The sequence below is a fragment of the Pseudomonas sp. MF4836 genome, from assembly GCF_002018875.1.
Taxonomy (GTDB): Bacteria; Pseudomonadota; Gammaproteobacteria; order Pseudomonadales; family Pseudomonadaceae; genus Aquipseudomonas.
The window spans coordinates 102232-126127 of the sequence record NZ_MVOL01000015.1 but is presented as its reverse complement, the minus strand read 5'-3'; the positions used below and the strand labels follow the sequence as shown (position 1 = coordinate 126127).

14 protein-coding genes are annotated in these 23896 nt (G+C 58.8%); 5 read left to right on the top strand and 9 right to left on the bottom strand.

Going from position 1 to position 23896, the window contains the following annotated elements; translation table 11 throughout:
* The first annotated feature begins 93 nt into the window (after positions 1 to 93).
* Positions 94 to 1032 carry a LysR family transcriptional regulator gene (locus MF4836_RS28775; protein WP_078473254.1) on the top strand — a complete coding sequence of 313 codons (939 nt, stop codon included), beginning with the start codon at positions 94 to 96 and terminating at the stop codon, positions 1030 to 1032.
* Between the two features lie 110 nt (positions 1033 to 1142).
* Here MF4836_RS28775 and MF4836_RS28770 read toward each other — a convergent pair whose 3' ends face one another.
* The 8 genes from MF4836_RS28770 to MF4836_RS28735 form a co-directional block, all read right to left on the bottom strand.
* Entirely contained in the window at positions 1143 to 4019 is a 2877-nt protein-coding gene (locus MF4836_RS28770) for a two-partner secretion domain-containing protein (protein WP_078473207.1), read from the bottom strand.
* A gap of 351 nt (positions 4020 to 4370) precedes the next feature.
* Positions 4371 to 7403, bottom strand: coding sequence for a two-partner secretion domain-containing protein (locus tag MF4836_RS28765; RefSeq protein ID WP_078473206.1), 3033 nt, complete (start codon positions 7401 to 7403; stop codon positions 4371 to 4373).
* Positions 7404 to 7478: 75 nt separating this feature from the next.
* Positions 7479 to 9122: a ShlB/FhaC/HecB family hemolysin secretion/activation protein gene (locus tag MF4836_RS28760; RefSeq protein WP_078473205.1), complete on the bottom strand. Its 1644-nt coding sequence runs from the start codon at positions 9120 to 9122 to the stop codon at positions 7479 to 7481.
* A 1369-nt stretch (positions 9123 to 10491) separates the two neighbouring features.
* Positions 10492 to 11517, bottom strand: a complete 1026-nt coding sequence (locus MF4836_RS35900; RefSeq protein ID WP_238596229.1) for a hypothetical protein — start codon at positions 11515 to 11517, stop codon at positions 10492 to 10494.
* A 384-nt stretch (positions 11518 to 11901) separates the two neighbouring features.
* Positions 11902 to 13092 carry a low temperature requirement protein A gene (locus MF4836_RS28750; protein WP_078473204.1) on the bottom strand — a complete coding sequence of 397 codons (1191 nt, stop codon included), beginning with the start codon at positions 13090 to 13092 and terminating at the stop codon, positions 11902 to 11904.
* A gap of 81 nt (positions 13093 to 13173) precedes the next feature.
* Positions 13174 to 14094 carry a LysR substrate-binding domain-containing protein gene (locus tag MF4836_RS28745; protein ID WP_078473203.1) on the bottom strand — a complete coding sequence of 307 codons (921 nt, stop codon included), beginning with the start codon at positions 14092 to 14094 and terminating at the stop codon, positions 13174 to 13176.
* Positions 14095 to 14175: 81 nt separating this feature from the next.
* A complete protein-coding gene (locus MF4836_RS28740; RefSeq protein WP_078473202.1) occupies positions 14176 to 15822 on the bottom strand; it encodes an ankyrin repeat domain-containing protein in 1647 nt (548 codons plus the stop codon).
* A 254-nt stretch (positions 15823 to 16076) separates the two neighbouring features.
* Positions 16077 to 16880 carry a phytanoyl-CoA dioxygenase family protein gene (locus tag MF4836_RS28735; RefSeq protein ID WP_078473201.1) on the bottom strand — a complete coding sequence of 268 codons (804 nt, stop codon included), beginning with the start codon at positions 16878 to 16880 and terminating at the stop codon, positions 16077 to 16079.
* A 247-nt stretch (positions 16881 to 17127) separates the two neighbouring features.
* Between MF4836_RS28735 and MF4836_RS28730 the strand changes: the two genes are divergently transcribed.
* Entirely contained in the window at positions 17128 to 18543 is a 1416-nt protein-coding gene (locus tag MF4836_RS28730; protein ID WP_078473200.1) for an amino acid permease, read from the top strand.
* On the opposite strand, the gene MF4836_RS28725 is transcribed toward MF4836_RS28730, so the two are convergent.
* Complete coding sequence (locus MF4836_RS28725) at positions 18540 to 19436, bottom strand: LysR family transcriptional regulator (RefSeq protein ID WP_078473199.1); 897 nt, start codon at positions 19434 to 19436, stop codon at positions 18540 to 18542. The two genes, MF4836_RS28730 and MF4836_RS28725, sit on opposite strands and share 4 nt — an antisense overlap.
* Positions 19437 to 19840: 404 nt before the next feature.
* Here MF4836_RS28725 and MF4836_RS28720 point away from each other — a divergent pair, with 404 nt between their 5' ends.
* The 3 genes from MF4836_RS28720 (at position 19841) to MF4836_RS28710 (ending at position 23810) form a co-directional block, all read left to right on the top strand.
* A complete protein-coding gene (locus tag MF4836_RS28720) occupies positions 19841 to 20446 on the top strand; it encodes a fimbrial protein (RefSeq protein ID WP_078473198.1) in 606 nt (201 codons plus the stop codon).
* Positions 20447 to 20492: 46 nt separating this feature from the next.
* The gene (locus tag MF4836_RS28715; protein ID WP_078473197.1) at positions 20493 to 21209 is read left to right on the top strand and encodes a fimbrial biogenesis chaperone; all 717 of its coding nucleotides are present in this window, start codon (positions 20493 to 20495) and stop codon (positions 21207 to 21209) included.
* Positions 21210 to 21314: 105 nt separating this feature from the next.
* Entirely contained in the window at positions 21315 to 23810 is a 2496-nt protein-coding gene (locus MF4836_RS28710; RefSeq protein WP_078473196.1) for a fimbria/pilus outer membrane usher protein, read from the top strand.
* Positions 23811 to 23896: the final 86 nt, after the last annotated feature.

Genomic DNA, 23896 nt, shown 5'->3' with positions numbered 1-23896 from the left:
TGCCCCAAAGCAGGCATTTAATCAGCTCCATCGCTGCGTTAGCATCAGACGCCCTTGCGTTCACCCGGCGCCAAGCTCAACGAGATGGATCTGATGCTCAACAGCAACTTGCTTAGAAAGCTCGATATGCAGGACCTCATGGTGTTTATCGCCGTGTACGAGCAGAGCAGCGTCACCGGGGTCTCGGAAAGCCTGTGCGTCAGCCAGTCGACCGTCAGCTATTGCCTGAAAAAACTGCGCAACGCCTTTGAGGACGAACTGTTCATCAACACCCGCACCGGCATGCGTCCCACCTACAAAGCCAGCACCATGTACAGCCATGTGCTGAAGATCCTCGAAAGCATCAACCTCTGCCATTCCGGGGCCCAGGCCTTCGACCCGATCCGCCAGGCCGTGACCTTCAACATCTGCGCGCCGGAGTATTTCGAGCTGCTGATTCTGCCGCGCCTGCTCAAGCAGTTCGATTTCGCCGACCTGCCAGTGACGGTCAATGTGCACAAGCTGGAAACCGACATCCCCGCCGAGGAGCTGCGCAGCGGCCAGTTGGACCTGGTGATCTGCTTCGGACCCAACTTCCACCGCACCCACGCCGACTTCAAGTCGCAGATGCTGCTGGAGGACGAACTGGTGTGCGTGTTCGACAAACGCGCCAGCGCGCCCCAGCACCCGCGCTTCAGCCTGCAGGCGTTTGTCGAGCGCCGTCATGTGTTCCCCACGCCCTGGACGTCGGACAGCAACATGGTCGACGGCTGGCTGGCAAGCCAGGCCCAAAAACGGCAGATCGTCGCCCGGGCCAACAGCTACGGCGCCGCGCTGAAGCTGATTACCGGCACCGACTTCATCCTGACCCTGCCGCGCCGCATCCAGGCACTGCTGGCCAGCGATACCCTGTTCAGCCACTGCTCGCCCCCCAGCGGCCTGCCGGGGTTCACTCTGGATATGCAATGGAGCCCGATCACCGATCAGGACCGGGCCAACACCTGGTTTCGCGAACAGGTGGTGAAGGTGTGTGCCGAGCAGGGGTTGCTCTAGTCCCGGCCCGCTCAGTGGCCAATAGCGGCGTTGAACGGTGGGTTCGGGCACGCCGGTTGTGGCCACGGCGTACCCGAAGTTACAAGCCCGCTACCAGCGGGTTCTCCTCATCAGTGACTGATTACACCTTCGTTGATGCCGGCCAGCGGCAGCTGGGCCAACTCGCTCGAAACCTTGTTATCGGTCAGAGAACCGCGGTTGATACCGACCAGGCTGCCGTAGTTCTGGCCAATGTTCGCGTAGACGATAACGCGGCCCAAGGCTGAAGACTGAGCAATATGGCCCAGGTTCAAGCCGGCCAGACCACCCAGAGAGGCAAACCTACCGCCACGGACCTGGCCACTGCTCAGGGCGTTGATGATCCGGCCCTCGTTCTGTCCAACCAGGCCGCCGACAACGCTATTGTCGCCAGCCAGGACATCACCGCTGGCCATGACGTTCTGAGTAATACCACCGAAGTTATGGCCGATGAGCCCACCAATACGCGCGCCCCGACGACCTGTCACGCCGCCTGATGCCTCGGCCTGCTGGATATCGCTCTCTATGTTTTTGCCAATCAGGCCACCGATATTCGAATCGTTTTGCCCCACAACCGAACCGCTGGCCTTGACCATGAATAACACGCTGTTCTGATTCAAACCGACCAAGCCCCCGACCGTTGCTGAGCCGTAACCCACTACCACGCCGCGAGCCTCAGAATCCCTGATAACGCCGGAATGATTGGAACCGACCAGACCTCCTCCTATGCCGTTGACATAGCCGATTACCGCCGCTGATGAACGAGAGCGCTCAATACGGCCCCCCTGGTTGACACCCACCAGCCCACCAACGCTAAGGCCGCTGTAACTGTCACGACTGGCATCTTGGCCAACCCTGCCAAAGCTGGATGAATCGACAATACTCCCGCCCTTGTTGACGCCAACCAGCCCGCCCATACCGCCCGCCGCTCCCATGGTAAAAACACCTATGGGCGTGCGGACATCGACATTGGCCCAACTGTTGGTCACGGAGCCGGTAGCGACGAGGCTATGGGTGTTCTCCCCTACCAGACCGCCCGCTGCGACGGTGAATTGGTTGCCAGTCACCAACCCCGCCATGGACGAATGATCGATGGTGCCGCCGGAATTGATCCCTACCAGCCCGCCGACAATATTTTTCTGGTGGCTGTTGGCGTCCACCGTAAAGTCGCTGGCACTGACGTTGGCGATACTGCCACTGTTAAGCCCGACCAAACCGCCAATAACACTGACAGAAGCACCGGGGACATACATTGCACCGTTGATACGCATCGAGGCGAGCTGGAGGTTACTGATACTGCCGCTCGACCTGGCGAACAGGCCCCCGTAGGTGCCGTTAGTATCGACGGCAAAGCCGCTGATGGTGTTGCCCAGCCCCTCGAAGACCCCGCTGAATGCCTGCCTTCCATCACCAATGGACTGGAGGTTGCCGTTGCCGTGGATGGCCTGCCCCAGGACATAACGCCCCTGCAGGTTGTTATCGATCGCTTGCAGTTGCGCGGCGTTCTGAATGACGGTGTACTCGGCACCGTTGGCGGCAAACATGGCACCTTTGCCCGCGAGGGTCACCCGACCGCTCGTACCCGAGACAAAGTTGCCAGCGTAATTGAGCACAAGACTGCTGAAGATCCCGGAAAGCTGCACATGACTGTTGAGCTTGATGCTGCCCTTGGCATCGAGCAGGACCTGAGTACCGTCCCCTTGGCCATTCAGGTTTTTATCAAGGTGAATGTCCTTGGCCGACGAAAGGATCAGTCGTTTGCCGCTGTCCCAGACCATAGCGTCGTTTACCACCACGTCGCCCTTGCTACTGGCCAGTTCGATCTCGGTCGTCGCCAGGTTGCGCGACAGCGTATCGACATGAATGGTATTGCTCCCAAGTGTGGAGACTGGATCAACCTTGACCTCGGCAGAGCTGATTTTCCAGGTGCCGGTCTGGCCGTAACCTGCCGTGGTGTTGACCCGAGTGTCTCGTTCCACCTGAGTGATAGCGCCCTTGGTCTCGATCACGCCACCATCGCCCATCCCTATCGCCGCGCTGGCGTTCAATGAACCGCCAACCTTGACCACGCCTACGTCGCCACCGTCCAGGGTGATTTTACCGGCCCTATTCGACAAGGTCAGGGCTTCGATGGCGCCCGTGTTATTGACCACGGTATTGAGCATCGCACCAGCACTTTTGGCCGTCATCAGCACCTGCCCGCCGTCGGCCTTGAGCAGCCCGCCATTGCTCACCAGCGCATCGATCGCAGCGGCATCGACTTTCAGGTCCAACAGGTTGTTGCTGTCAAAGCTGACGGTGAATCCGTCCCCCGCACCCAAGGCTACGCGCCCATTTTGCGCGGTGATGGTGCCCTGGTTGTCAACGGTTCTGCCGATCAGGGCCACGCTACCGCCATCAGCCGCGGTGATGGAGCCTTCGTTGACGACCTTGCCCGTCGAAGTACCTGCAAACGTGTAGTTGCCAGCCGTGAAATCGGCGTTTTTCATGTCCTGGGTCGAGGCCACCAGGCCACCGACATTGACTTGGGCACTCTTGCTGAACACCACACCGTTAGGGTTGATCAGGAACACCTGGCCGTTGGCATTGATCCGGCCCTGGATGTTACTGCCGTTAGCGCCAATCACCCGGTTCAACGCGATGGAGGTCGACTGCGGCTGGTTGAAGGTCACCGTCTGGCCGCCCTCCACACTGAAATCGTTCCAGTTGAGGATCAGCTTGTCAGTGTGCTGATTAATAGACATCTGCTGCTGCTCGTCGTACCTCAGGATATCCGCGGTTCCAGATACCACCGTCTCTCCGCTCGGCAAGGCGAACGCGGAGGGCAGCCCGCCGATTGTCAGAGCACTGGCCACTGCCACAAGCAGGCCTTTGCCACTGCCTGCCCGCCGACAGCGACGTGCGCCTTCGTGGGTCACGTTCCAGCAGCCCTGGGCCTGATTCCACACCCATGCATAAATCTTGTTCATAACCACTCCTTTGATTAATAAAACGCCCTGAGCGGCACTCCCTCTGAGGCCCGGAGGCTTTCAAAAAAGCTGTACAGGCGCACGCAGCAGGCAAAACACAGCCCCGACTGCACACCCCTCAGTGAGTACACAAAAGTAAAAGTGAACTGCGCTGTCCTCTGTGAGATGGCACGCGTTCTGCGCCAACGCATCGGGTGGCAGCGCAATAGCCAGTTGCTTGCGGCCATCAGGGAAGAGGAGAAACAAGGCACGAGATAAAAAGCATCCGCTAGCAACCGTCACTCGATACGCCCAGCACCTGCCAGGCGTACCAAGGGGCTGCAATTGCCCTGCTTTAACGGGAGCTAGCCATCACTCAAGAATGTCACCCTGGTTGATACCAACCGGTGGCACCGAGGCCGCCAAGCCCAATGCGGTGTTATGGACCAGGCTGCCGTAGTTGACGCCAACCAGGCCGCCGTAGGCCTGGTAGTTGCGCGGAACGACGTTGATCTTGCCGTAGGCTACGGACTCCCGAACAGAGCCCAAATTCAAGCCAGCCAAGCCCCCCATGCGCGCATAACTGCCGCCACTCACTTGGCCCGTGGCCAAGGAGTTGCTGATCCACGCATTGTTCTGCCCGACCAGGCCGCCTACAGAACTCTGGTTACCGCCAGCAACATCACCGTGGGCCGATGCAGAAAAAATGGTCGAGGATTTGTTGCTATTGGTGCCCGCCAAACCGCCAACAGCGCTACTGTTACCAGCATTGACCTTACCGTGGGCTTCAACCGATAACAGGTCGCCCTCGTTGTAACCCACCAGCCCACCCACACTGCTTAGAGCTCCGCCATCTACCTTGCCCCAAGCCGCAGCCTCCGAGGTTGTGCCCCAAATGTTGTGCCCGATGAGCCCACCGATATTGGCGCTGTTACCGCCCACAACCGCACCGGTGGCTTCAGCGAATTGGATCGCGCCGCGAATGCTCTTGCCTACCAGGCCACCGACATTGGCGCCGGAGGAATCAACCACCTTGCCGGAGGCCTTGACGTTGACCAGAGTGCCGTAGCTGTTTATGCCCACCAGGCCACCTGCAGCCATACTTCCAAAGCCGCTGACCGTACCCGAGGCGCTGGACTCCGTGATGTAGCCCTCATTGAGGCCCACCAGGCCACCAATAACACTGGCGACATAACCCACTACGTTGACCGAGGAGTGAGACTTCCTAATTTCGCCACCCTGGTTGTACCCCACCAACCCGCCGAAGTTCGGGTCTTTCTTGTAAGTGGTGAAACCGGTCCCGACCGTTCCAGCACTTGACGAGTCGGTAATCAGACCGTTCTTGTTGAGACCTACCAGCCCCCCCATACCGCCAATGGGACTGATCTGCATGGTCCCAAGAACCTGTACGTTGGTGTGGCTATTGGAGATTCTGCCCCTGCCGAACGGATTGGGACTGTTGCTGTTTTCCCCCACCAAGCCACCGACGGCGAGAGTCAAGCCATTACCGCTGACAATACCAGCCACCGATGAACGATCGATGGAGCCGCCGGAGTTGACGCCCACCAGCCCACCCAAATTGTTGTAATTATTGCTGTTGGCGTAGACCCGCTGATTAGTGGCATTGACGTTGCTGATCATCCCGTGGTTCATGCCCACCAGTCCGCCGACATAGCTGAAGCCGGCATTGGAGGTCGTGCCGTAGATGGTCATCCCCGCCAGATTGAGGTTGCTGATGCTGCCGGACGATCGGGCGAACAGACCACCGTAAGGGCCATCGGTATTGACAGTGAAACCGCTGATGGTGTTGCCCAGGCCATCGAACGTTCCGCTGAACTCAGCGCTGCCACCAATGGTCTTGATGCTGCCACTGCCTTTGATGTCGTTGCCCAGTACATACCGGCCACCAAGGCTGCTACCGATCCCCTGCAACTGAGTGGCGTTCTGAATCACACTGTACAGCTGACCCTGCGAGTCGAACGCCGCGCCGCTGCCGGACAGCGTGACCTTGCCACCTTTGCCCTGGATATAGGCGCCGCCGTAATCCAGGCCGAGGCTGCTGTTGGTCCCGGAGAGTTCCAGCGTGCTGTTGAGCGCGATGTCTTGTCCGGCATTGAGCTCGATACGGGTTGCGCCGCCGCTGCCCTTGAGACTGTTGTTGATCTGGATATTCTTATCGGCCGCAATGCTCAAATGATTGCCGCTGGCCCAGGAAACTGCGCCGTCCACCGTAACGTCTCCCCGGCTGCTCAACTCGATATTGGTGGTGGCCAAGTTATGCGCCAGGGTATCGCCATAAACGGTGTTGTTACGTGGAGCGGAGACTGGATTGACCTTGACTTCGGAGGAGCTGATTTTCCAGGTTCCGGTCTTGCCATTGCCCGCGTGGGTATTGACCCGAGCGGCCAGTTGCACCTGGGTGACGGCGCCCTTGGTTTCGACCACGCCACCGTCGCCTATCTCTGTCAGGGCGCTGGCGTTCAATGAGCCGCCGACCACCACCACACCTACGTCGCCACCGTCCAGGGTGATTTTTCCGGCCTTCTTCGACAAGGTCAGGGCCTCGATGGCGCCCGTGTTGTTGACCACGGTATTGAGCATCGCGCCAGCACTTTTGGCGGTCATCAGTACTTGCCCGCCATCGGCCTTGAGCAGCCCGCCATTGCTCGCCAGCGCATTGATCGCAGCGGCATCGACTTTCAGGTCCAACAGGTTGTTGCTGTCGAAGCTGACGGTGAATCCGTCGCCCGCACCCAAGGCTATGCGCCCATTTTTCGCCTTGATGGTGCCTTGGTTGTTAACGACTCTGCCGATCAGGGCCACACTCCCGCCATCAGCCGCGGTGATGGATCCATCGTTGATCATCCTGCCCGTCGAAGTGCCTGCAAACGTGTAGTTGCCAGCCATGAAATCGGCGTTTTTCATGTCCTGGGTCGAGGCCACCAGGCCACCGACATTGACCTGAGCATTGTTGCTGAACATCACACCGTTAGGGTTGATCAGGAACACCTGGCCGTTGGCGTTGATCCGGCCCTGGATATTACTGCCGTTAGCGCCTATGACCCGATTCAACGCGATGGAGGTCGACTTCGGCTGGTTGAAGGTCAGCGTCTGGCCGCCGCCCACATTAAAATCGTTCCAGTTGAGGATCAGCTTGTCAGAGTGCTGATTGATAGACATCTGCTGCTGATTGTCGTACGTCAGAATATTCGCGGTTCCAGATACCACCGTCTCTCCGCTCGGCAAAGCGAACGCTGATGGCAGCCCGCCGATTGTCAGAACACTGGCCACCGCCACGAGCAGGCCTTTGCCACTGCCTGCCCGCCGACGGCGACGTGCGCCTTCGGGGGTCACGTTCCAGCAGCCCAGGGCCTGATTCCACACCAATGCATACACTCTATTCACGTTAACTCCTGTCTTTTCCAATTAACGTCCTGCAGTCCTGCAAGACGGCACCGCCTCCAAAGCGCACACAGGGCTTCAGAAATACTGAGTCGCGACGGCCCAGATCCGAGGCGTACGCTCGGGGCCACTGCCTTCACTGTTGTTATCCAGCGTCCAGGAGCTGGTCACGCTGATCTGCTGCGAGGGCCCGATCCAACTGGCGCCCAGGCCCGCGCCCGAGAGCTGGCGACGGTTGTCTTCACGGGTCCAGGGGTGTTTGTTGACCTCCACCGCGCCGTAGTCGACAAACGCCTTGAGCTGCCAGCGGGGGGCCAGGGCGTAACGCAGCTCCAGGCTCGCCTGCCAGCCCTGGTCACCGCTGCCAGTTCCTTGGGGATAGGCGCGCACATCGAATGGACCGCCAATGCCGAATTTTTCCGAGCTGTCCAGGTTGGACGACGCCCACTGCGCATTGAGCTGGGTATAGAGCTGAAAGCGCGGGCTCAGGTACTGCATCCGCGCGGTGTTGAGATTGATCTTCTGGAAACCGCCGGCCGTACCAGCAGTGAGGCGATCACGCCACTGGTCTTGTGGTCCGTCGAGGCTCAAACGGCCACTGCCATAAGTGAGGTAAAAAATGTTCTGCCCGCCCCCAAGCCATCCGTCCTGATGGTTGCCATTGAGGCTTAGGCTCCAGAGTTCGACATGCTTGCTGCTGCTGGCCTCAAACAGGTCGATGTCGTCCCGCAGCCGCTTGTCTTCGTACTGCAACTGCGCACTGAGGTCGAAGGAACGACTGCGGACCAGGGGCTGAGTGACAAAGAGGCTGCCGATACTGGCTTGACCATGGGCCTCCAGCACCTCGAAGTCCTTGCTCAACTGATAGCTCATGTGTGAGTAAGCCATGCCCAGGCCCGTCGACCAGGGACCTACCGGAAGTTTGTAGGCGGCGCGGTAGTAGCGCTGATCCTCGTCACTGCCGAGCACTCGCAGGTTGAGCTGGTCACCCAGGCGCAAGGGGTTGTTGAGGTTGAAGCTGGCCCCGAGTCGATACTCGCCCGTGTAGAAACCGCCGTAGTTATCCGCCTCCAGGGTACCGCTGGCCCATGGGCCGGGCTGGGCATCGATCAGCAGGTCGGTGGTTCCGCGGTGCGCACCGGTGCTCAAGGTGCCTTTGACCCGCACGCCGGGAAGGTCACTCAGCAGCAGCAGGCTGCGCTCAAGATCGTCGCTGTAGACCGCGGCATCGCTTTTGAGCGACGACAATGGACCGCGAATCACCGAGTCCAGCGCTCGGGACTGGTTGTGCAGTTCGATACGGCCGTAACGGCCCTCCAGGACCTCGATGCGTACGACACCGTCTTCGATCTCCTGGGCCGGCAGGAAGGCCCGGGCCAGCATGTACCCCTGCCCCTGGTAATAGAGGGTTAAACGCTCGGCAGCCGCACGCAACTGGTTCAGGTCCAGCTCCTGCCCTTTCAAGTCCGCCAGCAGGGGTTGCAGCACCTCGCTGCTGAACTGCTGGTTACCGACAATGACAAAATCGTTGACCTGCAAACGAAACCCGGAGGTATCTGGGGCCGTCGCGCTCGGTTGATCGACCGTTGGCAGGTCCAACTCAGGTTCCGTGGTTTGTGGCAACGAAGGCTGCGTCGCTTCGATATCACGCATCACTTGCCCCGCGTTGGGTACATACACCGCCCCCGATGCGGCCCACGGCAACACCAGCAGCAGACCCAAACAGCCTCGGGACCAGCATTGCCTGGGCCCTTCGACACGCCCGCCCCATTGGCCAGTAAATGGCTTGTCCCTGCCAGCCTCAGTCTTGCAACCGAACGCTTCCACTCGTCCTCTCCCCACTGTTTATCGCAATTTGGTAATGACCTGCCGACTGATCTGAGCCATCCGTTGCTTTACAGGCAGGACCTAACCAACCCAGCTTGATGCGCGCGATAAGCCGACCGCAGCGGGATGTCCGACGGCGCTGAACGCTCGACATGACCAGATCCCAACACGTTCAAGATTCAACTGAACAAACACAAAAAGTTAAATAAAAGGCCCACTAGAACCGCATAAACCAAAGCAGCTTTAGTTCACAAAAAACGTTGTACCGCAGACTTAAAAATCTCTTTCCCGAACCATTAGTTTTTATCAACCTCGACGAAAAATGTTACGGACAGACGGCATAACAACGCCCGAACCCACCATGAACTTACGGCCATCCAGATCAAATCTTCTTGTTTGAAAAAATCAATAAAATACCTAAATCGTTACACCTTCCACAGAGCCGAACGTTTTCCATCCTGACCAAACACCAGCTTCAACTTTTCATATACCAGGCGCTTTACTGATGACAACGAGAAATATGCCATCCTCCGTTTACTATATAAAAGAGAGCCATGCAGCCTGAGTAGTCCCAGAAGTCACCGCAAAGACTTAAAAGGCCTATACCCCCTATGATTTAATTTTCAACATCAAACAACATAAGCCCAACCCACAAGACCCGTAGCTTGAATAGCGTGGCGAACCCGACACCCCGAAAAAACATGAACACCTGCCGACCCATAGAGTCTATAAAGCTACTGTTTTTTAATTGACCCATCGGCCTCAAAAAACTCAAAAACTTACCACGGGCCCTATTAAAACAACTTAAAAACAGCTTCTTCCATAAGGATCGTCTTAAACTGGCAAAAACAAAAACCGGACAATGCTTCGAACGATCGTCACCGCCACGAAACATGACGACACCTTCTGACCAATACGTCGCACGTCCTAGCTTGGTTACTCACCGATAACCGATTGAACAACAAATAAAAATTCATCCACAATGGTTAGGATTAGCTCCGCGATGGCAGGCACTTCAGGGTTGGCAACTGCCAAAATATTTAGGGCCGCTAGGGAGTACTGGGAAATACGCTCTTATTCTTCATGAAAAAGAGCTCACTTTCGCCACCACATTAATCACCATCGAGTGCAACCTGCGGTTCCGTTACGCGATATGAAACGCAAACCCGAGTTCGGGGCGTTCAGACGAGTTGACTGCCCCAAACACATGCCGGGCAACATCATCACTTATCGTACAGAGCGCCGAGACCGGGTAAAAACCACCCTACCGATGGTAAAACTCCATGATGATCCCGCCTCTGAACCTCCCTGCTACTGGTCGATCAGTGCGCCAGATCAAGTTGACGTCGAGCTTTTGACTGCGCGAGATCTCGCTGCTCGCTTCGAACATCGTGGCTTCTTGGTTAAAGGGGATGACGGTCTTGTTTCTGAGCAACTGAATGCCCACCGAGTCGAAGGGCTTATTATCAGCCCCATAGGGAATCAGCAAATTCTCGCCAGCATTGACGGCACTTAAGGGAGCAGCCTTCATAAAGGCGTTTATGCTAAACACCGTTTTATCACCACGGCACAATCCTGAAGTATCTTTATTGGCAAAAAGAGTCACTTCACGAGTACTGGCCACATTACCAACGGCGGCGCTTCCGGATGACATAGTACCAAAATCAATATTCTGGGTAGAAAACCCTACCGTGATCGGACACTTTATATATTTTATTAGATGAAGATCTGCAAGGGTAAGCCCCCACATTTTAGCAGGGTCATCCGTGCCTGCATCCATGCCGCTCAACTGAAGTACTTTGTGGCTATTCACCCCTGTAACGACGTCGTCCTGATTATCTCCGGGCGGCGTTTTTTTGACGATGAACAAACTGTAATTGAAGGGAACAAGCACATTAGGACAGTTTTCGGTACAGCTGGGCAAGATGGCCTTCAATTCTATATTACAAGAAGATTGACACGTATAATCCTTCCCATTGTAGGTAACACCCAAGTCAAGATTGAGACCGAGAGGCTCGACGTTTTTGTTAGGATTGAGTATGTACGCCAGCGTATGCGATTGGCCATTAGGGGTGTTTTTACATAAAAACACACCCCTTATTGTGGGCGAGCGCCAGAGCACGGTCCCCTGCGTCGCTTCATTGGGTATATTTATAGTGCCGGGAACGCTCATACGCTCTTGATAATTCCCTGACAAGCTGCAGGTAAATTTGACAACAGGCGCTGCCTGGCTATTCCCTACCAATCCAAATAGCAACAAAAAACTTAATACACTCTGAAGGTTCCTCATAAAAAATACTCAGGCTCAAGCGAAAAGGACGTGACACGCTAATCCTTCCGTGGCCACCTTGATATAAGCCAAGTCTCAACTTCAAAGCCCCTGAAACAGATAGAAAAAATACCAACACAATATCCCCGAGGCATTAAGCCACACTACTTTTTCTATCTATTTCCAGACGTTTTTTAACCCGACGCCATTCAGGGCCGGGCCTTGGAAAATGTGCTACAGACCCATACCGAACGGTTTTCCAGAGGCGCCGCTCGGCGGCTCGATACAGTTAGCCGACGATGAAAAAAAGCACCCGGCGCCCGCGCTTCCGGTTCAGCCCGCCCTTGTTCTGGAATCAACACCAGCCAACGCCGAAATATTTCTGCGCACGCTCAACGCGCCGCCTCAATGCTCCGTGGCCGCCCTGTCATCGCGCAATGCCCGGCTCTCCCAGGCCGCCACCAGCACCATTACCGCCGTGGTCAGCGAGCCCAGGACCAGGGCCGAAAACAGATGATTGAGGGCCGGCGGCAGCAACCCCAACAACAGCACCAGCCCCACCAGGTGCGACAGTGGCGGCAGCACCCGGTCGGCCATGACCCACTTGAACAGCGCGCAACCGAGCAGGAACAACCAGGGCCCGCCGATGATGGCGACGATCCCGGCATCGCTGGCGTGGTCCGGGTGCACCAGCACCAGTTCATCGGCCACCGCGCTGACAATAATCCCGGCGACGATCAGCACGTGCAGGTAGGTGTAGGCGATGCGCGCCTGGCGCCCGGGGTCGTCGGAGTGGGCGATCCGATGGTGGGCGCGCTCGGCGCCGCTGTCGAAATACACCCACCACATGGCGATGCTGCCCAGCACCGCCACCACGAAGGCCAGCAGCCCTTGAACGCTCCAGGCCAGTTCGGCGAAAGTCGCGCCGGTTACCAGCAATGACTCGCCCAAGGCAATGATCACAAACAACCCGCAACGCTCGGCCATGTGATTGCCTTCGACGTTCCAGTCCTTGAGGGTCGAGCGGCCCAAGCCCGGGACCCAGAAGTACAACGAGGGCGAGACCAGTTCGATCAGCAGCGCCAGTGCCCACAGCAACAGGCGCTGATTACCCTGGAGCAGCGCCCCGCCGATCCAGAACAGCGCTGACAACAGCATCCAGGCCAGGATCCGCTGGAAGTTGCGGGTCATGTTCAGCGCCTCGCCGCGTACCGCCCAGATGGCAAACGCGGTACGCCCAACCTGCATGAACACATAGGCGCCGGCAAACAGCAGCCCGCGTTCGCCAAAGGCCTGGGGGATCGAAGACGACAGCAGCAGGCCGGCGACCATCAGGCCGAACAGGCCCAGGCGGATCGGCAGTTGCTCCGGGTCGAGCCAGTTGGTGACCCAGGAGGTGAAAATCCACACCCACCATACCGCCACCATCAACAACGCCACCTGCACCGCACCGCCAACGCTCAGGTGCGCCAGCAGCGAATGGGAGAGTTGGGTCACGGCAAAGACGAACACCAGGTCAAAGAACAACTCGACCATGCCGACCTTGCCGCTGTCGAGACTGCCACGGCCACGCAACAGCGAACGGGGTTTGCTCATGGGGATCTCCGCCAGAAATGTGCACCGGTCTTGCATCACAGCAAAGCAGCCGCGCCACGGGCCAGCAAGCCCGCGGCTGAATCAGTGCGCCAGCAGGCCGCGCTCACTCATGAAGGCTTCCAGGCGCGAACGCAGCCAGCGCTCGGCCGGGTCGGTGTCGACATGGCTGAGCCAGACCATGGACAGGTCCAGGGTCGGGGTCTTGAACGGGAACGGCTCATTGAACAGGTGCCCGGAGGCGGCCATGGCGGCGGCGGTGTAGTCCGGCAGGCTGGCCAGCAGGTCGGTCCCGGCCAGCAGTGCCGGCAGCGAACTGTATTGCGGCACCGACAGCACCACATGCCGCTTGCGGCCAATCTCCGCCAGCCACTCATCGGCGTAGCCGCTGACATTGGCCGTGTGCGACACCAGCACATGGGGCCGCGCGCAATATTCATCGAGGGTCAGCGGGGTGCTGCTGGCATCGGCGCGCAACACGCTGGGCTGGATATGCCGCAACAGCTTGCGCTTGGCATTGGCCGGCAAGCCGCGGGTCTGGCTGATGCCTACGGTGATATCGCCGGAAGCCAGGAGGTCGGGGATGCGCCAGTAATCCACGTGCTGCACCACAAACACCACCAGCGGCGCTTCCTGGCGCAAGGCCCGCAGCAGCGGCGGCAACAAGCCGAACTCGACGTCATCGGACAGGCCGATGCGAAAGGTCATGGTGCTGCTGGCAGGGTCGAAATCACGGGTCAGGCTCAGGGCCGACGACAAGGCGTCCAGCGCTGGCGACAAATGGGCAATCAGCTCTTCGGCGCGGGCCGTGGGCTCCATGCGATGACCAACGCGGATAAACAACGGGTCATTGAACATGGCCCGCAGGCGGTTGAGCGCCGAACTGATGGTCGGCTGGCCAAGAAACAGCTTTTCCGCCACCCGCGTGACATTGCGCTCCAGCATCAGGGTCTCGAACACCACCATCAGGTTGATGTCCGCCTTACGCAGCTCATTGCGATTCATCAGCGCTCCCCCAGCCCCAAAAAACACAGGGGCCAGTGTAGGGAGGTCGCGGGATCGGCGTCTACGCACAGTTGCGCGTGGCTATTGCCCCTCGGGGGGATGGGGCTTGAGGCCTTTTTTCTTGAAAAACTCGATCAACCCCGGGTTGCCGATTTCAAGTGCCATGTCCAGCAGGTTGCTGCGCTGCTCCGGGGTGCAGGAGTAGCGACGGGTGGTGGAGGTGTCGCAGTAAGTCTCATCCAGGCGCATGCCGCGTTCGATAAAGATGGGCAAGATATCCCCGGCCGCATCGGGGCGTTCCGGCCGGTACTGGACGCCAACGAACAGCCGGTCCAGCACGTACTCCATCAACTCGCTGCCATGCTCGGGCAGCGGCAGGTGCCGGGCAATGGCCTGCCGGGCGGCGGGATGATCGGTATCCAGCGCCGCGCGAAATGCATCCAGGTCGGGATGGTCGGTGTTGTTGTAGTAGGAAACATCAGCACCGGCGGCCACCAGCAGATCGATGGTCTGCGTATCTGCCCCTTCCGTTATCGCGTAGATCAGCGGGCGCATGGAGCCGTCGTTTCGATATTCGTCGGCCGGTGCGCCCTCATCCAGCAGCCACTTGATGGTCGCCGGCGGGTTATGGGCCTTGATCGCCTCATTCAGCAGCGACGTGCGGAACCCCTCAAGCCCCGGCATATGGGCCAGATGCTTGCGCAAGGCTTGCATGGCCGGCAGCGCGGCCTTGCCCTGGAGCGCCACATGAAAGGCCGTGGTGTCGTCATCGGTGTCGTACACCAGCGGCAAGGCCTCGCCGAACCTGGCCAGCACCTGCTCCACATCCGCCGGGGTCGCGTGCTCCCAGAACCGCTCATTGAGCAGAATCAGCGGGTTATTGAAATCCGAGCTGCTGGTGTAGATGCAGGGGTTGAGGGTCATGTCGGTCGCACCGGGAATATAGGTGCGCTTAGTCTCGGGCCCGGCATCCGGGCTCAGGCTGCGACTGATCGCGGCAATCACCCCGCGCGTGTCGTAGGACGCGTCCAGCTCCCAGCCCTGCCCTTCCTGGGATCGGTCCAGGCGCAGCTTCACCGGCAAGACCTTGCTGGCCGGCCCCTGCCAGGCACTGGAGAGCGCGGCAAAATACGGCTGCGCCAGCCCCACCGGATCCTGCTGGCCACCGCCAGTCGCAGACCAGGCCGGGATCTGCGGCACCTGGCAGGCGAGGTGCACCTCGACCTTGGGCGAATCGCCCGCCGAGCACGCCGCCATGACCTGACTGTCAGTGACCTTGCATTGAACCTGTCGAATCGCCCGGACCTGTGCTTGCGCCAGGGCCTGCAACTGCTTTTCCTGATCGGCAGAAAGCGTGGGGCTGCGGCTGATGGCGCTGCGGGTAAAGTCCCCGAGGTTTTCCAGCGCGGCCCGCAACGCGGCACGTTCGGCCAGGGCCTGCATATTGGCCCGCACCTTTGCCGCATCGGCGTAATGCTGGACCGAACTCAAGCGGGCGAAGCTCGCCGGGTCGTCATTGATAAAGGCCTCGACATACAGCTGCGCCAACACGTCGGGCGATGGCCCGTCGCTGCTCGCTTCAGCGGCCTGGGCCGCAAACGCCTGGGCCAGCAGCACGGCGCAGAGCAGCCTTGTGCGACCCGGGTTCGGCCGGGACAACGGAGCAACAGACGGGCTGATGGAGTTGATGGCGAAGCGGAAACGGGAGCGAAAAGCGAGGCGGAACATCCATTTTTCCTTTGAACGTAAGGCGCGGGCGAACGCTGTGGCGAGGGAGCGACAAGGCACACAATCGTCGAACCGTCGCTGGAGCCAGTGCATACGCGTGCGCAGACAGGCACGCAGTGTGACGGCCTGCTGGCGGAAGAAAAAGCCTTTTTGCCTGCGGGCAGACCCCCTCCCGTTCCAGAGCTGGGCCTAGTGCAAAGTCACCCTGAGAAAAACTCCGGGACCGGCATCAGCTCGGTCCCGGTGCAGGCCTGTCAGCGTTGTTCCCAGACCACCGGAAACCAGTCCTCGCGCATGCGATCGCCATCTTTCAGGTCAATGCCGGGGAACGGTGGCGAGGTGCGCCCGGGGCGCTGGATGTAGCGCACATCGTCGCCCATGAAACGAGTCGAGAACGCTCGGCGGCGACCGTTGCCGATGTTGCCGGCGGCGCCGTGCACGGTGCGAAAATCGAAGACCACGGCGTCGCCAGGCATCAGTTCAGGGGACAGGATCTGGTAGTCGCCGTTGTCCACGTCCGGCATGTCCATGAACCGGCTTTCGCCGGATACCTCATCGGTGGCGCCGTAAAAGTCCTGGTTGCTGGCCCAGCTTTTCGGGCGCACCGGCTTGGGCCAGCGATGGGAGCCCAAGACCACGCTCAAGGTGTTGTGGCGGGTCACCGGGTCCAGGGGGATCCAGTAGCTGGCGGTTTGCAGGCCATCCACGCAGTAATAGGGCAGGTCCTGATGCCAGGGCGTGGCTTTGGAGGTGCCGGGTTCCTTGACCAGGATATGGTCGTGAAACACCTGCACCTGCCGCGACTGCATCAGTTGGCCGGCAATCGCGGCGGCTGGCGAGTTCAGGACAAAGTCCTTGAACGGGGCGATGCGCTGCCAGTTGCAGTAGTCCTCGAAAAAGCGTCCGCGCTCACCATTGCCCACGTTCTCGATGGCGAAGGCACTGGGCTGGGCGAGGTTCTGCTCGAAACCGTCGCGCAGGCGTTCCACCCAGTCGCTGAATACGCCGCGCAATACGATGGCGCCGTCACGTTGAAACTGTTCGATATCCGAGTTCATCCGCCTGCCCTCTCTTGTTGTAATAAATCCCAGTATTGGAGGGCTTAACTTTTGCCGTAAACGATAAATTACTTATTTGTCACTATAGGTACTTTGTATGGCCGGCTTGTTGTCAGGCCCGGCAATTAACCGGTTAATAGCCATGACCTGCCGATTGCCTTGAGATCAATAAAGTGCAGGTCACTTCCTACGCTTCATCACCCGCAGTTAATCGCCAAATAATAAAAACAATCAGGAGTTACTTGGGATGAACGACAAAAGACCTGCAATGCGGCGGGGTTTGAATGCCCGTCACATTCGCTTCATGGCACTGGGCTCGGCCATCGGCACCGGGCTGTTCTACGGCTCCGCATCGGCCATTCAACTGGCCGGGCCTTCGGTATTGCTGGCCTACCTGATCGGCGGCGCCGCCATCTACATGATGATGCGCGCCCTGGGTGAAATGGCGGTGCGCAACCCGGTCTCCGGCTCCTTCGGCCAGTACACCAGCCAGTACCTGGGACGCTTCCCGGGTTTTCTGACCGGCTGGAGTTATGCGTTTTCAATGCTGGTGGTGTGCCTGGCGGACGTTACTGCGTTCGGCGTCTACATGGGGTTCTGGTTTCCCGACACCCCCGCCTGGATCTGGGTGCTGGGCATTGTGTTTTTTATCGGTGCCCTGAACCTGTGCAGCGTCAAGGTGTTTGGCGAGTTGGAGTTCTGGCTGTCGCTGCTGAAGGTCACCGCGATTATCTCGATGATCGTCGCCGGTGCCACAGTGCTGATTTTTGGCATCAAGCTGGGGAATGCCGCTGAACACACCGCGTCCATCAGTAACCTGTGGAGCTATGGCGGCCTGTTCCCCAATGGCCTGAGCGGCATGATCGCGTCGTTCTCGGTGGTCATGTTCGCCTTTGGCGGAGTGGAAATGATCGGCATCACCGCCGGCGAAGCCAAGGACCCGCAGCGGGCGATTCCCCGGGCGATCAACTCGGTGCCGCTGCGTATCCTGCTGTTTTACGTGCTGACCCTGCTGGTCCTGATGTCGCTGTACCCGTGGCCGAAAATCGGCGGCGAGGGCAGCCCCTTCGTGCAGATCTTCAGCGGCCTGGGGATCAGCTCAGCCGCGACCCTGCTGAATATCGTGGTGATCTCGGCGGCGGTATCGGCCATCAACAGCGATATTTTCAGCGCCGGGCGCATGATGTACGGCATGGCCAACAATGGCCAGGCGCCGGCCAGCTTCGCCCGGTTGTCGCGTTTCGGGGTGCCATGGATGACGGTACTGGTGATGTCTGCCGCGTTGCTGCTGGGCGTGCTGCTCAACTACCTGGCGCCGAAAAACCTGTTCCTGATGCTGGCCGCCGTGGTGACGTTTTCGATTGTCTGGGTCTGGCTGATGATCCTGCTGTCCCAGGTCGTGATGCGCCGCCGCATGAGCCCCCAGGACATCGCCGAACTGCAATTCCCGGTGCCGTTCTGGCCCCTGGGCCCGGCCTGCGCGATCGTCTTCATGCTGTTTATCTTCGGCGTGCTGGCCTGGTTCCCGGACACGCGGATGGCGCTCTATGTCGGCATCGCCTGGCTGGCGTTGTTGTCGGTCGGCTACTGGCTGTGCCTGGCGCGCCACGACAAGCTGCTCGGCATACAGCCCAAGGCCAGCGCCTCACGTCTGCAACCCTAGGCGGGAAACTGCTCGGTCGCCCAATCCAGGAACGCCTGCGCCACCCGCGACGCCGGCATCGCACTGGACTGGGCGAGAACCACCGACTGCGGACTGACCGCCTCCACCAGGGGGCGGCAGGCCAAGGGCCGACCGTCATAGCTGCAATCCCCCACCGGGCGGGTACAGGACAGCGCCACCCCATAACCGTGGGCCACCAGCCCGCGCTGCATCTCGAAGGTCTGGGTCAGTTGCTGTGACCTGGGCTGCAGATCGCAGGCCCAGAACAACGACAGGAAATACTCACGGGTCCGGGCGATGTCTTCCAGAATCAGGCACTCGTCGGCCAGGTCCACCAACGACACCTGCTCCTGCTGCGCCAACGGGTGGTCGGCCGGGAGCAGCGCATAAGGCGCCAGCCGCGCCAGCACTCGGGTCTCGATATGCGGGTCGAGCCCGACCTCATAGGTCAGCGCCAGCTCGGCCTTGCCGTCGCTCAGGCGGCGGTTGACCCCGGCCAGATCGGTTTCAAACAGGGTGATGCTGACCTCCGGGTGCAACTGGCGAAACCCCGCCAGCAAGCGCGGGGCAAAGTACGGTCCCAGGTCCTGGAAGCAGATCAGGCTCAACGTCCCGCGCAAGCCGGCCTGCTCATCCTCAACGCCACCCATGGCCCCCGCCTTGCTCAAAATCTCCCGCGCCTGCTCCAGCAGTTTGCGTCCGGCCGGGCTCAAATCAAGGCCGCGGCTGGCCTGACGATGAAACAGCTTTTCACCCAATATCGCTTCCAGCTGCGAAATGGCCAGGGACACCGAGGGTTGGGAAATATGCATGGCCCGAGCGGCGGCGCTGATGCTGCCCTGCTCCGCGGCGGCCACAAAGTATTCGAGCTGGCGGAAGGTAAAACCAATCATCGGCCGGGTATCCCTATTATCGTTTTGCCCGATGATACCCCAGGCCATGTCCGCCCAAAGCAGACTGCTCAAGGCCGACAATCTACCCGGCGCAGCAGTACCTCAAGTCCCAGATCGACAGCCTATTGCTGGCTGCAATTCGCTGTTCCATGACGATAGGCAACACCCATTCAAACAGCATTCGTGGTCTATCCAACTTTCCATAAAAACCCGCTAATTGAACGACCCTTTTAATTAGCGCTTTGCTTTATTCACTTCCTTCAAAACGCCTGCAGCCTGTTGCCGAAAATCAGCTTAGGAAATTTCCTAGAAGAACATACGAAGCGTCCGATGCTCCGCCACAGGAGCGACAGTCAGACTCGCGGCTCTTTCTGCAGACTTTCGAGTTTCGAGGATATAAACCGATGAAGATTACGCACATAAAGTTCCTTTCGTTGATCACGGCCAGCCTGTTGGCAAGTTCCGTCATGGCCAGTGACGGCACCCTCAAGTTCACCGGCGATATTGTCGCTGCTTCATGCGCTATTACCGGCGGCTCCGGTACTTCGGCCGGTACGGAAAATGGCAAGCAGATCATCAACGTACCGATGGGCAAAGTGTCAATGGACTCGCTTGGCTCCGCCAGTGGCGCCAACTCGTCCATTGCAGCGGGCAAGAACATCAACCTCAGCCTCGACTGCGGCAACACCGGTACTGGTTTGACAGGCGTCAAAGTGGCCTTCGACCCAGCCAGTGGCAGCGGTTTTGATAGCAACAATAACGCTCTGCTGGCGCTTGAGCCTGGTGGCGCCAAGGGTGTTGGCATCGGTATCTATGACACCAGCAATAAATTGCTCAACCTGCGGGCTGGCGAGTACTTCACTGCGGCACTGGTAGAAGCTGACGACGGTACCGGCAAGAAGAAATACACCGCGGACCTGAACATTCGTGCCGCTTACGTCAAGAACGGTGGGGAACTGGGAACAGGTGCGGCATCTGCAAACATGCCGTTCACCATCACCTACCAGTAAGCAAGACCTGAGGAGGGCCTGAGCCCTCCTCGCCACAAGGAGTCCTATGACCTTCTTATTTCCTCTTATCCGCCTGGCCCTGCCAGTTGCACTGTTACTGGCCCCGGTGATGTCCCATGGGGCCATCACCCTGGGGGGTACCCGCCTGATCTTTACCGCCCCCAGCAAGGAATCATCCATCCTGGTCAAGAACCAGGGCGCCCAGGACATCATGATCCAATCCTGGATTGATCCGGATGATGTCAGTGAAACGGCGCAAGACCGTGAAATGCCCTTCGCCATCACACCTGCACTCAGCCGCCTGGGTAGCAACAGGCAACAATTGCTGCGGGTGTTTTATTACGGTAAGGGCGCCAATCAGCAGCAGGAGTCGGTGTATTGGCTGAGCGTCCAGGAAATCCCGCCAAAATCGGCGGATGAAAATATTCTGCAAATTGCATTGCGACAAAAGATCAAGGTGTTCTATCGCCCCGTAGGCCTACCAGGCAGTGCCGCTGAAGCGCCTAAACAGTTGCAATGGAAGATCAATGCCAAAGGGCTTGAAGTGACTAACCCCTCCGCGTTTCACGTATCCCTGTCATCCCTGAAGTTGGGCGTTGGCTCCTTAACCTATCGGGTTAAAGAACGCATGATCAAACCGGGGTCGACCGTTACGTTGCCCATCAGCGGATGGCAAGGGACTTTATCTTCTACCGGTACTGTCGAGTTTGAATGTGTCAATGACTATGGTGGGCTGGATAAATTCACGGCTGTTACGCGCTAAAAGTTTTTTCAAAATTACAAACTTCCGAAACTAGCCTTCGACACTCTCACGTCAGTTGATATTAGTAACCCCGGCGAAAGCACTTAAACTCCAGACGGTACACGCATGCTTTTTTTTCAAAAAAAAATAGAACTCTTAGTTCATCCGAGGCGAAAACTATCGCTCTTGGCTGCTATGAGCATGCTCTACTCGGCGGCCGGGTTTTCAATGGAGTTCAACCAGTCCTTTCTTAAAAAGAGAGGCGCGTCCGCAGTCGATTTAAAGTACTTCGAGACCGGCAGCGGGATCATGCCCGGCACTTACAGCGTTGACATCTTGGTCAACCAGGCACTCTGGAAACGCCAGGACATCGTGTTCATTGCAACAGAGGATGCTGAAGTCGCCCCCCAGCTGAGTCTGGGCTTGCTGCGTGACATGGGTGTAGACATACAGCGCCTGGAAAGGGACGCCATTGTGCTCAGCGATTCCCCCGATGACATGACGCTGAACATTACCGCCATTCCCGGCGCATCGACCCACTTCGACCTCAACAATCTGGAACTGCGGCTGAGCATTCCCCAGCTCTACATCTCACGCCGCTCGCAAAGTTACGTCGACGCGTCCCTGTGGGATCAAGGCATCACCGCGTTCTATAGCAACTACCAGAGCAACTTCAGCCGCAATACCACAGCAGGCACTCGCAATGACTACGGCTATGTCGGCTTGCGCAACGGCTTGAATATCGGGGCCTGGCGCCTGCGCAACGACTCCTCCGTCAGCGGCAGCTCCGGAGTGGCGGCACGTTTCAAGAGCAACCGGACCTACATCGAGCGCGACCTGACGCGCCTGCAAGGCAAACTGTCGCTGGGCGAGTTGTACACCGCGGGTGATATTTTCGACAGCGTGCGCTTTCGTGGGGTCCAGGTCGGCTCCGACATCGGCATGTTGCCCGATAACGAAATTGGCTATTCACCTGTCGTGCGCGGCATCGCCGAAACCAATGCCACGGTGGAAGTACGCCAGAATGGCTACCTGATACATTCCTCCTCGGTGTCTCCAGGCGCTTTCGAAATCACCGATATCTACCCCGGCGGTTCCAACGGCGACCTGGAAGTCACCATCATCGAAGCCGATGGCCGCGAGCGCAAATACTCGCAGGCCTATTCCTTCCTGCCGGTGATGATCAGACGCGGCAGCCTGCGCTACAACCTGGCCGCCGGCGAATACCGCAACAACACCCAAGCCTCGCCCAACTTCAGCCAGGGCACGCTGATCTATGGCTTGAGCGAAAACTTCACCGGCTATGGCGGCGTGCTTTCAGCCAACCAGTATCAAGCCGTCAACCTCGGCGTCGGGCTCAACACCGCAATCGGCGGCATGTCGCTGGATGCCACCAACAGCCGCTCGGAAACGCCCTCGGGCAAGAAGGCCGGGCAGAGTGCGCGGTTCCTCTACTCCAAGACCTTCAACCGCACCGACACCACCTTCACCATGGTCGGTTACCGCTACTCCACCGAGGGTTACCGAACCTTCGGCCAGCACGTGGATGCCCTGGAATACATAGACGGCTCACTGCGCGGCCAGCAAAAGAGCCGGCTCGACCTCAACATCAACCAGACCTTGGGCAGGTCCGGCTCGGTATTTGTCAGCGTCGGTGAAACCAGCTACTGGAATGACACAGGGCGCACCCGCCGCTACCAGATGGGCTACAGCTCCAGCCTGTACAAAGCCAACTACAGCCTGGCCGTCTCGCGCACCGAAAATGCCGGCATCGCCGGGCGGCAGAACAGTCAGTTCACCGCATCCATCAGCCTGCCCCTGGGCAGTTCGGCCCGCTCGGCACGACTCTATACCTCTGCGGTGGCATCGCAGCAAGGCGATTCCAGTGTGCAAAGCGGAGTCTCCGGCTACCTCGATGAGCAGAACACGCTCAACTACAACGTCCAGGCCGGCTACAGCCGAGAAAGCGATGCATCCGGATCCTTCGGTGTGGGTTGGGATAACCGCTACAGCAGCTTGAGCGGGACCTATTCACAGTCCAGGGACACCACCCACTACGACCTCGGGGCCAGCGGGGCCGTGGTTGTGCACGGCGGTGGGGTGACGCTGGGCCAGTCTGTTGGTGAAACCTTTGCCCTGGTGGAGGTGCCAGGCGTGGAAGGCGTCGGACTGGACTCTTCATCTTCGGTGGTCACCGACCGTTCGGGCTACGCCATCGCCAACTATGTACAGCCGTATCGGCGCAATTGGCTCAGCGTGGAAACCTCCACCCTGGGCTCGGAAGTGGAATTGGAAAACACTTCACAGCAGGTCGTGCCCCGCCGTGGCGCCATTGTTCACGCGCGTTTTTCCGCCGAGTCCGGACGCCGGGTGCAGTTCGAACTGACGCGGGAGAATGCCGCAAGTATTCCATTTGGCGCCATGGCCCGTGACCAGGACGGTAAAAGCCTTGGGGTGGTGGACAACCTCTCGCGCTTGCTGGCATTCGGTATCAAAGACAGCGGCCAATTGAAAGTTGAATGGAAAGACGGCGCTTGCCTGGCAGATTACACACTGCCGCAAAGAAATAAGGAAAACGCTTATGACCGTATCAAGACGGTCTGCCGCGACCTAAATATGTGAGCGCAAGGCACATCAATTAACGTTTAAAAACCGCTGATGAGACGCTCTTCCTATCAGAGCCCAGCCGAGGTTTTTACTATCAAAAC

What these genes read in the sequence shown, in the direction of transcription:
- MF4836_RS28775 (WP_078473254.1), top strand. Translation starts at nt 94, where the DNA reads ATGCTCAACAGCAACTTGCTTAGAAAGCTCGATATGCAGGACCTCATG.
- MF4836_RS28770 (WP_078473207.1), bottom strand. Translation starts at nt 4,019, where the DNA reads ATGAACAAGATTTATGCATGGGTGTGGAATCAGGCCCAGGGCTGCTGG.
- MF4836_RS35900 (WP_238596229.1), bottom strand. Translation starts at nt 11,517, where the DNA reads ATGAGGAACCTTCAGAGTGTATTAAGTTTTTTGTTGCTATTTGGATTG.
- MF4836_RS28750 (WP_078473204.1), bottom strand. Translation starts at nt 13,092, where the DNA reads ATGAGCAAACCCCGTTCGCTGTTGCGTGGCCGTGGCAGTCTCGACAGC.
- MF4836_RS28745 (WP_078473203.1), bottom strand. Translation starts at nt 14,094, where the DNA reads ATGAATCGCAATGAGCTGCGTAAGGCGGACATCAACCTGATGGTGGTG.
- MF4836_RS28740 (WP_078473202.1), bottom strand. Translation starts at nt 15,822, where the DNA reads ATGTTCCGCCTCGCTTTTCGCTCCCGTTTCCGCTTCGCCATCAACTCC.
- MF4836_RS28735 (WP_078473201.1), bottom strand. Translation starts at nt 16,880, where the DNA reads ATGAACTCGGATATCGAACAGTTTCAACGTGACGGCGCCATCGTATTG.
- MF4836_RS28730 (WP_078473200.1), top strand. Translation starts at nt 17,128, where the DNA reads ATGAACGACAAAAGACCTGCAATGCGGCGGGGTTTGAATGCCCGTCAC.
- MF4836_RS28725 (WP_078473199.1), bottom strand. Translation starts at nt 19,436, where the DNA reads ATGATTGGTTTTACCTTCCGCCAGCTCGAATACTTTGTGGCCGCCGCG.
- MF4836_RS28720 (WP_078473198.1), top strand. Translation starts at nt 19,841, where the DNA reads ATGAAGATTACGCACATAAAGTTCCTTTCGTTGATCACGGCCAGCCTG.
- MF4836_RS28715 (WP_078473197.1), top strand. Translation starts at nt 20,493, where the DNA reads ATGACCTTCTTATTTCCTCTTATCCGCCTGGCCCTGCCAGTTGCACTG.
- MF4836_RS28710 (WP_078473196.1), top strand. Translation starts at nt 21,315, where the DNA reads ATGCTTTTTTTTCAAAAAAAAATAGAACTCTTAGTTCATCCGAGGCGA.